This is a genomic window from Streptomyces sp. NPDC005794 (assembly GCF_042871445.1).
Taxonomy (GTDB): domain Bacteria; phylum Actinomycetota; class Actinomycetes; order Streptomycetales; family Streptomycetaceae; genus Streptomyces.
Window position 1 is genome coordinate 212535 of the sequence record NZ_JBIAIN010000002.1, and the last position, 13123, is coordinate 225657.

Annotated in this window: 13 protein-coding genes and 3 pseudogenes; 6 read left to right on the forward strand and 10 right to left on the reverse strand. The window is 67.8% G+C overall.

What is annotated here, in order from left to right; genetic code table 11:
* Positions 1-177 precede the first annotated feature (177 nt).
* Positions 178-951: a hypothetical protein gene (locus ACFYQ5_RS03620; protein ID WP_389192525.1), complete on the forward strand. Its 774-nt coding sequence runs from the start codon at positions 178-180 to the stop codon at positions 949-951.
* A 243-nt stretch (positions 952-1194) separates the two neighbouring features.
* On the opposite strand, the pseudogene ACFYQ5_RS03625 reads toward ACFYQ5_RS03620, so the two are convergent.
* The 3 genes and pseudogenes from ACFYQ5_RS03625 to ACFYQ5_RS03635 form a co-directional block, all read right to left on the reverse strand.
* Positions 1195-1587, reverse strand: a pseudogene (locus ACFYQ5_RS03625) (DDE-type integrase/transposase/recombinase); the annotation flags it as partial.
* Complete coding sequence (locus tag ACFYQ5_RS03630) at positions 1587-1706, reverse strand: transposase (RefSeq protein ID WP_389193103.1); 120 nt, start codon at positions 1704-1706, stop codon at positions 1587-1589. The gene ACFYQ5_RS03630 and the pseudogene ACFYQ5_RS03625, both read right to left, overlap by 1 nt.
* A gap of 78 nt (positions 1707-1784) precedes the next feature.
* Positions 1785-2156, reverse strand: coding sequence for a transposase (locus ACFYQ5_RS03635; protein WP_389192528.1), 372 nt, complete (start codon positions 2154-2156; stop codon positions 1785-1787).
* A 632-nt stretch (positions 2157-2788) separates the two neighbouring features.
* Between ACFYQ5_RS03635 and ACFYQ5_RS03640 the strand changes: the two genes are divergently transcribed.
* Positions 2789-3397 (forward strand): class I SAM-dependent methyltransferase, encoded by a 609-nt coding sequence (locus ACFYQ5_RS03640; RefSeq protein WP_389192531.1) that lies wholly within the window; start codon positions 2789-2791, stop codon positions 3395-3397.
* 357 nt (positions 3398-3754) lie between these two features.
* Here ACFYQ5_RS03640 and ACFYQ5_RS03645 read toward each other — a convergent pair whose 3' ends face one another.
* Genes ACFYQ5_RS03645 through ACFYQ5_RS03655 form a run of 3 tightly spaced genes read right to left on the reverse strand, consistent with a single transcriptional unit; the run spans position 3755 to position 5100 of the window.
* On the reverse strand, positions 3755-4027 hold the full coding sequence (locus ACFYQ5_RS03645; protein ID WP_389192534.1) for a hypothetical protein: 273 nt from the start codon (positions 4025-4027) through the stop codon (positions 3755-3757).
* A 42-nt stretch (positions 4028-4069) separates the two neighbouring features.
* On the reverse strand, positions 4070-4912 hold the full coding sequence (locus tag ACFYQ5_RS03650) for an SDR family NAD(P)-dependent oxidoreductase (protein WP_389192538.1): 843 nt from the start codon (positions 4910-4912) through the stop codon (positions 4070-4072).
* Between the two features lie 53 nt (positions 4913-4965).
* A complete protein-coding gene (locus ACFYQ5_RS03655) occupies positions 4966-5100 on the reverse strand; it encodes a hypothetical protein (RefSeq protein WP_389192540.1) in 135 nt (44 codons plus the stop codon).
* Between the two features lie 117 nt (positions 5101-5217).
* On the opposite strand from ACFYQ5_RS03655, the pseudogene ACFYQ5_RS03660 reads away from it, so the two are divergent.
* Positions 5218-5370: pseudogene (locus tag ACFYQ5_RS03660) on the forward strand (transcriptional regulator); the annotation flags it as partial.
* 107 nt (positions 5371-5477) lie between these two features.
* Positions 5478-6247: pseudogene (locus tag ACFYQ5_RS03665) on the forward strand (transposase family protein).
* 9 nt (positions 6248-6256) lie between these two features.
* Here the strand turns inward: ACFYQ5_RS03665 and ACFYQ5_RS03670 are convergent.
* Positions 6257-6913: a TetR/AcrR family transcriptional regulator gene (locus ACFYQ5_RS03670; protein ID WP_389192543.1), complete on the reverse strand. Its 657-nt coding sequence runs from the start codon at positions 6911-6913 to the stop codon at positions 6257-6259.
* Between the two features lie 114 nt (positions 6914-7027).
* On the opposite strand from ACFYQ5_RS03670, the gene ACFYQ5_RS03675 reads away from it, so the two are divergent.
* Together ACFYQ5_RS03675 and ACFYQ5_RS03680 are read left to right on the forward strand one after the other, a co-directional pair.
* Positions 7028-7762 (forward strand): SDR family oxidoreductase, encoded by a 735-nt coding sequence (locus ACFYQ5_RS03675; RefSeq protein ID WP_389192546.1) that lies wholly within the window; start codon positions 7028-7030, stop codon positions 7760-7762.
* Between the two features lie 928 nt (positions 7763-8690).
* Positions 8691-9416 carry a glycoside hydrolase family 11 protein gene (locus ACFYQ5_RS03680; protein WP_389192549.1) on the forward strand — a complete coding sequence of 242 codons (726 nt, stop codon included), beginning with the start codon at positions 8691-8693 and terminating at the stop codon, positions 9414-9416.
* Between the two features lie 447 nt (positions 9417-9863).
* On the opposite strand, the gene ACFYQ5_RS03685 is transcribed toward ACFYQ5_RS03680, so the two are convergent.
* The 3 genes from ACFYQ5_RS03685 to ACFYQ5_RS03695 form a co-directional block, all read right to left on the reverse strand.
* Positions 9864-11297 carry an Nramp family divalent metal transporter gene (locus ACFYQ5_RS03685; protein ID WP_389192552.1) on the reverse strand — a complete coding sequence of 478 codons (1434 nt, stop codon included), beginning with the start codon at positions 11295-11297 and terminating at the stop codon, positions 9864-9866.
* A gap of 71 nt (positions 11298-11368) precedes the next feature.
* Positions 11369-12322, reverse strand: a complete 954-nt coding sequence (locus tag ACFYQ5_RS03690; RefSeq protein ID WP_389192555.1) for a phosphoglycerate dehydrogenase — start codon at positions 12320-12322, stop codon at positions 11369-11371.
* A complete protein-coding gene (locus ACFYQ5_RS03695; protein ID WP_389192558.1) occupies positions 12319-13107 on the reverse strand; it encodes an HpcH/HpaI aldolase/citrate lyase family protein in 789 nt (262 codons plus the stop codon). The genes ACFYQ5_RS03690 and ACFYQ5_RS03695 overlap by 4 nt, the downstream gene beginning before the upstream one ends.
* Positions 13108-13123 lie beyond the last annotated feature (16 nt).

Sequence of the window (13123 nt, forward strand, 5' to 3'; positions counted from 1 at the left end):
TGCGCGAGCGAGCGCTGAGAAGCGGCGTCCCGTGATCATGACAGGAGTGTCATGACACCGTAACCGCGCTTCCGCAGGGGGGCGTGCACCGTTCAGGATGGTGATCGACAAGGCAGAGGCCAGCCGGAGTGACCAGTCCGGCCCGGCCACTTCACGATCAGCAGGGGGAGCCCCACTATGCTTCGCACGCACCGCCGCAAGTCCGTCCTCGCCGCCGCGGCTCTGGTGGCCACGACGATGTTGCTGACCGCCTGTCAGGGGGAGGACGCGGTGGACGGCGGCAAGTCGGCCGGGGCCACGGTCTCTGACTCGGCTGCCAAGGAAAAGTCCGACGACGGCGGGAGCAGCACCGGTGCCGGCAGCGAGGCACCGTCGGGTGAGAGGGGCTCGAAGAGCGGCACGGTGTCGGGCAAGTGGGTCGGCACGGTCTCCTACCTCGCCCCCGGCAAGTACACCGTCACGGACGCGAACGGCGCGGAGCAGGCGTTCTTCACCTCGGAGGACACCGACATCGAGGGCGCGGGCAAGATCTGTGGTGACGCGGACGGCCAGGCCGCCACGCCGTGCACCGAGGAGGAGCTCGAAGCCGCGGCCAAGAAGGGGTTCGGAGCGACGGTCGACGTCAAGGACGGAGTGGCTGTCAGCATCATCGAGGACCACGCTGACAGCGGCGCCGGTATGGGCGAGGGCGAGAGGTCGGGGCTCTTCTCCGGCACGCTCGGGTACATGGCGCCGGGCAAGTACTCCCTCAGCCGCGACGGTAACGAGCGTGCGTTCTTCACCGCCACCGGCACCGTCATCAACGGCGCCGGCTGGATCTGCGGTGACGCGGAGACCGTCACGCCCTGCACCGAGGAGGACCTCGAAGCCGCGGCCAAGAAGGGCAGCGTCGCTGTCGTCGTCCAGGTCGAGGACGGGGTCGCCGTCACCATCGACGAGGAGCACAACTGATCGCGGACCCGAGCGGGGCAACGGGGCGACGTGCTCTCCACGACGCTCCGCGACGGCACCTTCCACGGACTCCGGATTTCCACGTCCCGCCCGACGGGAACGCGGCCCGTCCTTCCCGTTCACGGATCCGGTGCCGTCCCTTATCCCTTCGGCTCTTCTTCGCTGAGCGTTTTCAGAGTGCCCACCGATGGGGTGACGGCTGGGTGGGCGCAACGCACGAGGCACCCGTGCCGTGCGGCCGACCGGCAGTCGGGCCCCGAACTGGGCGGCCGGGGTGGTGAGTTGCTGGCTCGTGTATGGGCAGCCGCGATCCGAGTGAAGGATCACGGGGCGGGTGGGGTGACGCTGCCGGCAAGCAGATGCCAGTGCGTCGGCCACCAGATCGGTTCGCAGGTGATCGGCGGTTGCCCAGCCGACCACACGCCGGGAGGCGATGTCGATGACTGTGGCCAGATAGAGCCAGACCTCGTCGGTCGGGATGTATGTGATGTCGCCGCACCAGCGGGTGTCGAGCCGGGTGCGGTCGGGTTGGAAGTCCCGCGCGATGAGGTCGGGGCGCAGAGCAGCCCCGGGATCAGGGGTCGTGGTCACCTGCCGTCGTCTGCGGTGCCGGCCCTGCAGTCCCGCGGCCTGCATCAGTCGTGCGACGCGACGCCGGCCGCACCCGCGCCCTCGCGTGTGAGCGCGGCATGCACGCGCGGGGCCCCGTAGGTCCCGCGCGATCGGGCATGAACCTCGGTGATCTGTTCGGTCAGCTCGGCATCCGCATCGCAATGGGGCCGGGCAGGCCGGAGCGACGGGCATGGAAGGCGGTCCGGGAGACCTACATCAGGTCATACGCCCGTTTGACGCTGTGACCTGCACGCTTCTCCGCCTCGATGAACGGGTGCACCGTCACCGGGTCTCCTTCGCGAAGAGAGCTGTGGCCCGCTTGAGGACGTCGACATCCTCGGGCAGCCGACGATTCTCCCGCCGCAACGCGGCAAGCTCCTCGCGTCGCCGCTGGTCAGTGCGTTGCGCTCGCCCGCGTCGACCTCGGCTTGCTTCACCCAGTCCCGCCCCGCGGTCTCGGTCAGTTCGAAGTCCCTGGCGACCTGGCCGACCGAGCGGTCACCCCGTCGGCACAGCCCGACGATCTCGGCCTCGAACTCCGACGTGAACGAACGGCGAGGGCGGCGAGGCTTCTTCTTCCCCATGCTCTCCATGATGGACTTCCTCCCGGGGCTGAACCCCTGATCTCGAATGTCCGTCAAAGCGGATCAAGCTCAAACCGGCCTGTGTCGGCCCGCATGGTCACCGTCCATGAGCCGGTTCTTCTTCCGGAAGGTTGGGATGTTCGGGGCCAAGACAGTCTTCACCATCAACCGCAGCGCGGCCCCGCCCGCGACAGCTCATAGCCGGTTCACCATGTGGGCGAAGGCAGGTCTGAGGCACCGGCTGCACTGCGCGGTCCTGGACACGCTCGCGCGCGGGCGAGCCGCTGGAACTTCGGTGCTTGTCGATGCGGCACGTGTGAGGACGTAGAAGGCAGCTCGTCGATCGCTGCAAGAAGGGCAGCAGACTGCACGCACTTCCCGAGGGATCCTCTTGCTGTCGCGGTGTCCGCTGCGACGGCGAACTATGGGACAAGCGAGGATGCCGTGTCGATGATCGACGTGTCGCTGAAGCTGGTGGACGACTGGTGGGTGAAGTGGCAGGCCGGAGGCCAGTAAGGTGGCCACCGCCTTCTTCGCGCAGGGCGTCGACGGCTCGTCCTTGCCCGCGCCTGCCTTCGGTGCTGCGAGGCCGGCCCGATTCTTCGCGTAGCCACAAACGGGCGCACCCTATAGTTGGGCTTATGAATCGCTGGACGGAATTGGCCGGGAAGGCGTCCGGGGAGGACTACGCCGCACGATTCGAGACCCTGGCCCGTAGTGGCAAGAATGTCCACGGTGAGGCGCGGTTCTGTGCAGCTCTCGTGCCTGTCGGAGCGCGGGTGCTGGACGCCGGGTGCGGTACCGGGCGCGTCATGATCCGGCTCGCGGATCTCGGGTACGACTGTGTCGGGGTGGATCTAGACGCGTCGATGCTGGCAGTGGCGCGGAAGCAGTCGCCTGAACTGCCCTGGTTCCAGCTCGATCTGGCCGAGTTCGATCCGGCCCTGCTCGGCATTGAGGGAAGCTTCGACCTTGTCGTTGCGGCGGGCAATATCTTCCCGCTGCTCGCCCCCGGCACTGAGACCACAGTGGTTGAGCATCTGTCCGCGGCACTGCGCGTGGGCGGCCTGCTGGTCGCCGGCTTCGGCCTGGACGAAGCCCACCTGCCGGTGCTGCCCACCCTCACACTGTCGGACTACGACGACTGCTGCGCCGCGGCCGGCCTCACCCTTGTCGACCGCTTCGCCACCTGGGATGCCGACCCTTACGACGACGGTGGCGGCTATGCCGTCAGCGTCCACCGTCGGTGAGGGCGCGTACCGGAGGTCTTGATTGCCGCGTCCACCAGGCAGGCCGGGGACGGCTCCGCACAGTCCGAGGGCGGCTCCCTTGCGGCGACCAGCTTCAGTGGCGGTCATTCCTCAATTGTGTGGGGTATGCGGCGGCTACCCTGGCGGTCGTCTCAACGGAGGTTGGTGGACACCAACATCTCGAATGACAACCGTCAGGTGCGGCTGTCGTTCCTCGGGTAGCTTCGGGGCAGCAACGACTGTAGGGACGATGTGAACCGTTCCGGGTTCGGTAGAGGTCTCAGATTATGGTTGTGGCCTGGGGTTTCGTGATCGTGAGGTAGTAGTTGGTCTCGTGTTCGATGGGCGGGATGTGCCTTATTTCACCGTGGAGTCGGCGGTGGCAGTGCCAGGCCACTCCGCGGTGGTCAACTCGGCCTGGGAGAAAGTCCTCCAGGGCCGTCCCGGTTCGATCAGCTCGGTCTTGAACAGGCCGATCGCGGACGCCATGAGGGCGTTGTCGTAGGCATCGCCGACCGAGCCGATTGACACCACGATGGCGGCGCTGGCCAGGTGCTTGACGAGCTGAGAGCTCGTGTACTGCGAGGGACGCGTGGCTTCATCGGCCCAGTTGTCGGGAGCCCAAGTCAAGCGCCAAGTCCCCGCCGGGCTTCGCCACCTGAGACACCCTCCTCAGGCGTGCTGGGGGAAGTCCGCGCTGCGAGAGGCCACTTCGAAAGCGCTTAGTTCTGCCGCCATGTCCGTCAGCTGTTTTTGGACGGCCGCATAGCCGTCGGCGCCCAGGACGATACGGCGGGGCGGGGTGGCGCTATTCATGGCGTCTACGACAGCGCGCACTCCGCGGTGGGGGTCGCCGGGCTGCTGACCGTCCTGTTCGAGCATGGAGGAGCGAACGGAGTGGATCAACGGCAGGTAGGCGTCGACCGTCTCGCTCACGACTTCGTCGGTGAATGACGCGTAGGCGTGTGTGCGAAAGGCGCCCGGCTCCACGGCCAGGACCTTGATACCGAACGGGGCGACTTCGTGGCGCAGCGCGTCGATGAGCCCCTCGATGGCGTGCTTGGCGGCGCTGTAGTAGCCGAAGCCCGGGACGCTGCGCAGTCCGGCGACGGAGGACATGTTGATGATCCATCCGCTACCGCGCTCTCGCATGCCCGGCAGGACAGCGCGGAGCATCTGTGTGACGGAAAAGAAGTTCAGCTCGAAGGAGGCTCTGAGCTCGCTGTCGGGCGTGCCCTCGATGGAGCCGTACCAGCCCCGGCCGGCGTTGTTGACCAGGATGTCGATGTGGCCGAAACGGTCTTCGGCGGCTCGGACGGCTATGTGGGTCTGCGGTGCGTCGGTGACGTCCAGGGGGTGGACGAGCACCCGGTCACCGTGGCGGGCGGCCCAGTCGTCGAGCAGGTGGGGGCGACGGGCGGTGAGGACGACGTTGTCTCCCAGTTCCAGGGCGGCGTCGGCGTAGGCCATACCGAATCCGCCGGGGGTGCCGCCGGTGATGAACCAGGTCTTCATGCTGTTCGTGCTCCTGCCGGGAATCGGGTGTGCAAGGGGCGGCGGGCGGCCGGTCAGGGGGCGATGCTCAGTTCGCTGATCAGTCCGTGGGTCAGGACGAAGCGGCAGTGCAGGTCGACCTTCCCACCGGGGAAGTTTCCTTCGAGGTGCTGGTGGACGGTGTACCGGTCGGGTGCGTCGCGTTCCACACCGGCGAGTGTGGTCGTGTAGGTGTACTCGGTGTCGGTCTGCCCGAGCCACCGGGTGATGGCCTCGGTTCCCTCGTAGGTGTGTCCGTCGTCGGTGACAGTGGCGCGTGGCGCGAAGTGGACGCCGCCAGCGGCGAGGAGGTCGAGCCGGTCCTGGTCGACGCCCGTACAGGAAGACGCCTCGATGACAGTGAGGCGTTCGTCTTCGCCGCCGGTCCGGCCGCGAGCACCGCAATGCGCTCGCGGTACACGGAGCTGCGGAGTCAGTGAGCTCTTTCCAACCTGACGGGTTGGAGGGCGAGTTGGGCTGACAAACAGGTGAAGCCCCTGGTAGATGGGTTCTCGACCAAGAAATCCGTCTCCACCAGAGGCTTCGCGTGCTTGTCCACCCGTCGGGCGTCGGCGTGTCCAGTTCTGTCCTGCGCTTCCTGTCCGCCAAGCTCCGTCAGCGCCACCAAGAGCTCGGCAGCCGCTGGTGGCGCCTGAGTGTCGGCCGACAGGCCCTGCTCACTCCTGCCCATCTCCGCGAGGGCCATCCGTATGCACGGCTCGCGGCCGGGTTCGGTGTTCGGGACCACCACCGCGCACCAGTACATCACCGAGGCCATCGAGGTCCGCGCCGCCCTCGCGCCGACCTCACGGAGGCGGTCCGGACAGCATCGTCGAAGACATTCGTGCTGCTGGACGGAACCCTGCTGCCGATCGACCGGATCGTCGCGGACCGGCCCTACTACTCGGGGAAGCACAAGAGGCACGGGATGAACGTGCAGGTCCTCGCCGACCCCTTCGGTCGACTGCTGTGGGCCTCACCGGCCCTGCCCGGAGCTGTCCACGACATCCGCGCGGCTCGCGAACACGGCGACGTCGACGCCCTCGCCCAGGCCAACATCACATGCTGAGCCGACAGGGGCTATCGCGGTGCCGGCGGCACGGTCCGCACCCCGTGCTGGGGGCGGTGGGAGACGACCCTGTCCATCGGTCAGCAGGCGGTAAACCGGTCCCACGCCAAGATCCGAGTCCTCGTTGAGCAGGCCATGGCCGCCCTCAAGTCCTGGCAACTCCTCCGCAAGCTCCGATGCTCGACCCCCGGATCACCAGCCTCGTCCAGGCCATCCGCACCCTGCATCTGGCCAGCTCGGACCGGTGATGAAGAGCGTCAGTGCCCCTGTGCTTTCGGGACGGTCATCGCCCGGTTCAAAAGCTCCAGGTCCCACGCAGGCTCCCGCAGGTCGAGCCGGTTCGACGCCCGGAAGCCATCCATCGCCAGGTGCAGGTGCCGACGCCACATCGACGGTGCGACGTGCTGCGTGGTCTCGGAGACACGGTCGCTCGCCCACAACAACACGAGCAGGTCGGCGCCGGTGACGTCGGGACGCACGATGCCCGCCCTCTGCGCGCGCAGCAGAACGTGTTGTGCATGTGCACAGATCTCATTGTGTGTGGCCGTGGTGCGGTCGTCGCCGGGGGACCTCCGCGCCAGGAAGTCACCGAATGCCCGATCTCCGGCCTGGGCCGAACACAGAACTTCCAGCAGGCCGCGAAGCGCCTCCCACGGGTCCTCCTGGTCGAGTGAGGCCGCCACCTCGTCGGTCACGCGGCGCAACTTCGGTTCGAGCACAGCGCACAGAAGGTCCAGGCGCGTGGGGAAGTGCCGGTAGAGGGTGCCGACCACCAGGCCCGCCTCCCGGGCGATGCCGTCGAGAGCGGCTTCCACGCCTCGTTCGGCAAACGCGCGCCGGGCGCACTCGAGAAGCCGCTGACGGTTGCGGTGGGCATCCCTGCGCACGGGCGGTGGGTTCTCTCGGGAAGGCATGAGATCACGGTAGCAAAAGTGCGACATGCCTCCACTTTGAGCCCTGCCTCATCTTTGCTACGGTCGTGAAGCATCAAAAAATGATGGTTCACTCATTTTATGAAGGGAGACGGCATGGCGAAGCTCAGCGGGAAGGTCGCGGTGATCACCGGCGCGACCTCGGGACTGGCACTGGCGACCGCCAAGTTGTTCGTCGCGGAGGGCGCGCACGTGGTCATCACCGGCCGGCGACAAGAGCAGTTGGACGCCGCGGTGGCCGCGATCGGACACGATGTGACCGGTGTGGTCGGTGACGTCGGCGAGGTCGCCCACGTGGTCCGCCTGGCCGATGTCGTGGCGGCCGAACTGGGCCGGGTGGACGTCCTCGTCGCGAGTGCCGGGGCCTGGACGTGGAACGAGCGCATCGGCGACGTGACCGAGGAGTCGTTCGACGCCGTGTTCGGCGTGAACGTGCGCGGGACGTTTTTCACCGTGCAGAAACTCCTGCCATTGCTGTCCGACGGCGCCTCGATCGTGCTCATCGGGTCGGGCGCCTCGGAGAAAGGTGATCCGGGAACCACGGTCTACGCAGCGAGCAAGGCTGCGCTGCGGTCGTTCGCGCGAACCTGGACCACCGGCCTGAAGGAGCGGGGGATTCGCGTCAACGTCCTCAGTCCCGCCGCGATCGACACCCCGGCGTTCGCGAACCTTCCGCCGGGATTCAGGGACCGGATCGCCTCGCTGGTGCCCCTCGGTCGCCTTGGCGCCGAACAGGAGATCGCCACCGCGGCGCTCTTCCTTGCGTCCGCGGACTCGAGCTTCGTCAGCGGAATTGACCTTCCTGTCGACGGGGGGATCGGCCAGGTCTGACACCACACCGGCTCACGGCCGTCATTCAGCGCGGAGTCCGCACCGGGCCCTCTCCAACCTGTCGTCTACGACCATCAGGAGTGCGACGTTATTATCACCGCTGTGGCGTTGGCTGGATCGATGGTCGAGGTGGCTGGATCCGGCAGTATCGGTTCATTGACCAAGCGAAGCATCCTTCCTGGAACTCTGCCGGTGCGTCTGCTCCAGAGGTCGGTGAGCGTCTTCGTGTCGTTGTCCTGGACGACTCGCGAACGCCTCCACGTCTCAGTGCACTTCAGCAAGATATCGAGATCGCAAGGGTTCTGCGGGAACGTGAGGCTCGCGACTGACGGCCTCGCGCATGGTTGGTGGAGATGTCAAGGCGTCGGTGGCGCTCCGCATTCACCTCGCTCCGGGTTGAAGACCCAGGTATGTCGGCCAGGGAGAGGCTGACGGATTCGAAGGTCCGCGCGCGGCACCGGACCTCGACGTACGCGAAGGTCGCGGAATCGCCGCTTCGTGCGCGGTGACCCAGGCCCAGACCCTCCGTGCGCAGTCGTTCCCGGTGGCGGTCGCCATGGTCGCGTCCATGCCTCTCCGAAAGTTTCGGAAGCCGCGCACATGCTTGCGTTCCGCCCCTCCGGGATTCCGTTCCATCCTTGACGCCGGTTCGTGTGAATGGTGGCTTGACCAGCAAAGAAGCACTCGGTAAGGCTTCTTCTGGTAAGGAAAGATTTCCGAAAGATTGCCGAAAGTGTTGACAGGGTCATGAGGAGCTACGAAAACTGTGGCCACTGAACGACAGGGGTCCGTCGTTCCCTTCGCGTCATGTGACCGGGGACGGCGGTCGGTTCGTTACCGCACGACGACGGGCGACCCCCGTCGTGTCCATGCAAGGCCTGGGCAGCAGAAGCCGCCCGGTCCCCATCAGCCTTCATCGGGAGGATGCATGCAGCAGGACGGCACGCAGCAGGACCAGATCCAGCAGAACCCCGCTCCCCTCAACGGCTGGAGCCGACGAGGCTTCCTCGGCGGCGCCGGCACCGTCGCGCTCGCTACCGCGTCCGGGCTGCTGCTGCCCGGCACCGCCCACGCCGCCACCACCATCACCACCAACCAGACCGGCACCGACGGCATGTACTACTCGTTCTGGACTGACGGCGGCGGCTCCGTCTCCATGACGCTCAACGGCGGCGGCAGCTACAGCACCAACTGGACCAACTGCGGCAACTTCGTCGCCGGCAAGGGCTGGAGCACCGGCGGACGCAGGACGGTCCGCTACACCGGCTACTTCAACCCGTCGGGCAACGGCTACGGCTGCCTCTACGGCTGGACCTCGAACCCGCTGGTGGAGTACTACATCGTCGACAACTGGGGCAGCTACCGGCCCACCGGCACCTACAAGGGCACCGTCTCCAGTGACGGCGGCACGTACGACATCTACCAGACGACCCGGTACAACGCCCCCTCCGTGGAAGGCACCAAGACCTTCCAGCAGTACTGGAGTGTCCGGCAGTCGAAGGTGACCAGCGGCTCCGGCACCATCACCACCGGCAACCACTTCGACGCCTGGGCCCGCGTGGGCATGAACATGGGCCAGTTCAAGTACTACATGATCATGGCTACCGAGGGTTACCAGAGCAGCGGAAGCTCGAACATCACGGTCAGCGGCTGACCTCTGTCCGGCGAACAACCGGCTGCGGGCCCCGTCCTCGTGGCGGGTCCCGCAGCCGTGGTCGTTGCGGACGGCGGGGTGGGTGCATGGCGGCCGCGAACTACGGCGAAGCGGACTTCGCCGTCTGCCTGAGCAGACCCCGCTGTGCGTCAGGGTGTGCGTCAGGTCCCCGGTGTTCGCGCGGCTCGTCGAAAGCGGGGTCCCGACCGAGACCGAGCAGGGCTTGTTCACGCAGCCGTGGCCGCAGGCCGAGCCGCCGTGGCCTGCCCGCTCACCCAGGACGAAGTGGCGAATCGGATATCACGTCTCGTACCGCCCTCCGACAGCCGTCCCGCTGGGTGCCCGGCCTGCCTCCGCGAGGCCCGGCAGGGGGCCCGGTCGCTCCCCCTCGTGTGGGTGATCGGGCCCCCTGCCGCGCGGCCGCACTGCGGCGTCTTTGGTGCCGGTCTAGTCGGAACCGATTCCCAGTCCGAATGTTTCGAGCACCCCGTACACGCCGAGGAAGGCGATGGCGGCGCTGCTGATCACCAGGGCTGCGGTCAGCCACGGGTTGGCGCGGAAGCGGGGGTCGACGCCGGTGGTGCGCAGGCGCCAGACGGCGACGACTACAGCGAGCAGGAAAATGCCGCCACCGATGCCGCCGATCTGGACCATGAGGACCGGGGACTGCACGAAGAGGAAGAAAACGGCCCAGATCGGTGGGAGTAGGCAGGTGAGGACACGGATGGTGCGCGTCCTGGTGCGGAGGTCGGTCCAGTCGATGACGCCGAGCAGGCCGAGGGTGGAGGTCCACAGGCGGGGCACGCTGGCGGTGGAGCCGATCAGGGTGGAGTAGAGGACGGCGATGGCGCCGACCAGGAAGGCGTACTCGGCCCAGGGGCCCATGGTGTCCGTGTAGATCCGTGACAGGGTGGTGATCATGTCGTTGCCCTCGGGAACCAGCTTCTGCGGGTGCAGGACCGCGGCTCCGATGACGTAGAACGAGAGCGTGCACAGGGTGCAGATGACCCAGCCGGCGGCGATGTCCAGGCGCATCACCTTGAGCCACCCCTCCGCACGGCGGGCGCGGGCCTCGGTACCGTCGTCCGTGCCGGCCCAGCGTGCGTAGCCCTTTTCGACGCACCAGTAGGTGTACGTGGTCATCTCGTCGGCGCCGACGCCGGTGATGCCGAACATGGCGAGCGCGATGCCGATGGTGCCGACAGGGATCTCGAAGGAGAGTCCTTGGACGAGATCCTGGCCGCCGTATCCGAAGTCGGTGAAGGGCAGGCCGAGAGCGAGCGCGACGGTGGCAAGGGTGAAGACGAGCACCGACAGGCCGCAGGCTCGCTCGATCAGGCTGTACTTGCCGCCGTAGAGCAGTGCGACGGCGCTGAGGGTCACCAGCGCGGTCCACAGCGCGAGCGAGGAGAAGGAGAGGGCTTCTCCGGTGATCGGCCAGAGGATGGAGAAGGCGGCCGCGGTGCCGCCGATGATGCCGCCGCGCTGGAACATCTTGGCGAAGTCCATGCCGATCCAGAGCCAGTTGATCCAGCTCACGCGGCCGACACGGGGGCCGACCTCACGGTAACCCTCAAGTGCTGGGCGGCCGTTGAGGATCGTCCAGCGGGCGAGTTCCATCTGCACCCAGACCTTGACGCCGGTGGAGATGATCACCAGCCAGAGCAGGGCGAAACCGGCCTGGGCTCCCATCGAGGTGGTGACGATCAGCTCGCCGGACCCGACGACGGCGGCCGACAGGATGAAGCCGGGGCCCAGGTAGCGCAGGCGTCCGCGCAGGGTGGTGGGCGCTTCGCGAACGTCCTCGATGCGCAGTGCGTAAGGGTCGGTGGGCGCGGCGGGCACCGTGCTCACCCCGGTCTCGGTGGTGGTTTCGGGCATGGCGGTTCCTCGGACTTGTCCGGCACCGTCGCCGGATGAGCGGAAGGGGAGGAAAAGCGGTGGCTCGGGCGTCAGTCCGCCCGGTGGACGGGCGGCTGTCCGGTCAGGACACGTACGACGTCCTGTGCGACCTGGACTCCCATGGCGTGGTTGGCCTGGGGGGTGCAGGCGGCCATGTGGGAGGTGAGCAGGGTCCGGGGTGCGGTGCGCAGGGGTGAGGCGCCGTCGAGGGGCTCCACGGCGTAGGCGTCGAAGGCGGCGCCGCCGAGCCGGCCGGAGTGGAGTAGGCCGGCCAGTGTGTGCTCGTCGACCAGTCCGCCGCGGGCGGCGTTGACCAGGAGCGCGCCGGACTTCATGGAGCTCAGGCGGGCGTGGTCGAGGAGGGGACCTGCCGTGGGGTCTCCGGGCAGGTGCAGGCTGACGACGTCGGAGCGTACGAGGAGGTCGTCGAGGCCGACGGGAGTGGCGTTCTCGCGTTCCACGGCAGCAGGGTCCAGGTGGGGATCGTGGGCCAGGACGGTCATGCCGAAGGCACGGGCGTAGCCGGCCAGGAGACGTCCGATGCGGCCGAGTCCGATGATGCCGAGGGTCTGCCCGGCGAGTTCGGGGCCGAAGATCTTGGGCCAGCCGCCGTCGGCGACCGCCTGGTGGGAGGCGGTGATGGAGCGGCGGGCGGAAAGGATGAGCCCGAAGGTGTACTCGGCGACCGCACGGGAGTTGCTGCCGGGGGCGAAGACGACGGGGATGTCCCGGCGGCGTGCGGCGTCGAGGTCGATGGTGTCGGTGCCGACGCCGTGCTTGGCGATCACCTTGAGTCGTGGTGCGGCGTCCATGACGTCGGCGGTGATCGGGTCCATGCCGACGATCAGCGCGTCCGCTTCGCCGATTCGCTCGAGGAGTTCGCCGTGCGGCAGCGCGGCATTCTCCTCGGGGCGAAGAGGGCCGGCGTCCGCGCGCAGGAGGATGTCCCAGGGTTCGCTCGAGTGCCGGGCGAAGGTGGGAGTGGTGATCAGCGTGGTGGTCATACGCCCGGCTCCCGGTTCTGACCGTGGCGCGCGGCCGTGAGGTGGGCGGTGGCGACCTGCTGGAGGTGCACGATGTCGCACGCGACGGTGGCGAAGGTGAAGCCTTCGGCGAGGCGCTTGGCGGCGCTCGCGCCGTCGGCGTTGTGGATGCCCGCGGCGATGCCGGCCTCGGCGGCGGCTTCACGGATGCGCGTGACGGCCGCCTCGAAGGCGTCGCTGACGGTGGGGTCCTGGGTGGTGCTGCCCCCGATGGCAAGGCGCAGGTCGGAGGGACCGATGTAGACGCCGTCGAGACCGGGGGTGGCGCAGATCCGCTCGACGTCGGCGAGCCCTTCGGCCGTCTCGATCATGGCGAGGACGACCGTCTGCTCGTGGGCGGCGGCGGGGTCCGGGCCGATCCTGAGCTGGGAGCGCATCGGCCCGTACGAGCGCTTGCCGAGCGGAGGGTAGCGCACCGAGGCGACCGCATCGGCGGCGTCCTGGGCGTTGTCGATCAGGGGGACGATGACGCCGGTGGCGCCCGCGTCCAGGGCCCGGCCGATCGCCGCGGGGTCGTTGGCCCCGACGCGGACCAGGCCGACGGCGGTGGATCCCTTGGTGTCCGTGGCCATCAGGTTGTTCAGCATGCCCTCGTAGCCGAAGAGTCCGTGCTGGGCGTCGAAGGCCAGATAGTCGTAGCCGAGGCGGGCCAAGCGCTCGGCGGCGATGGGCGAGTCGAGCAGCGACCAGTAGCCGATGAGGTGCTGGCGGGTTCGCAGGGCGGTGGCGAAGTCGGCTGAGTTCATTGGAAAGTCGGTCCTC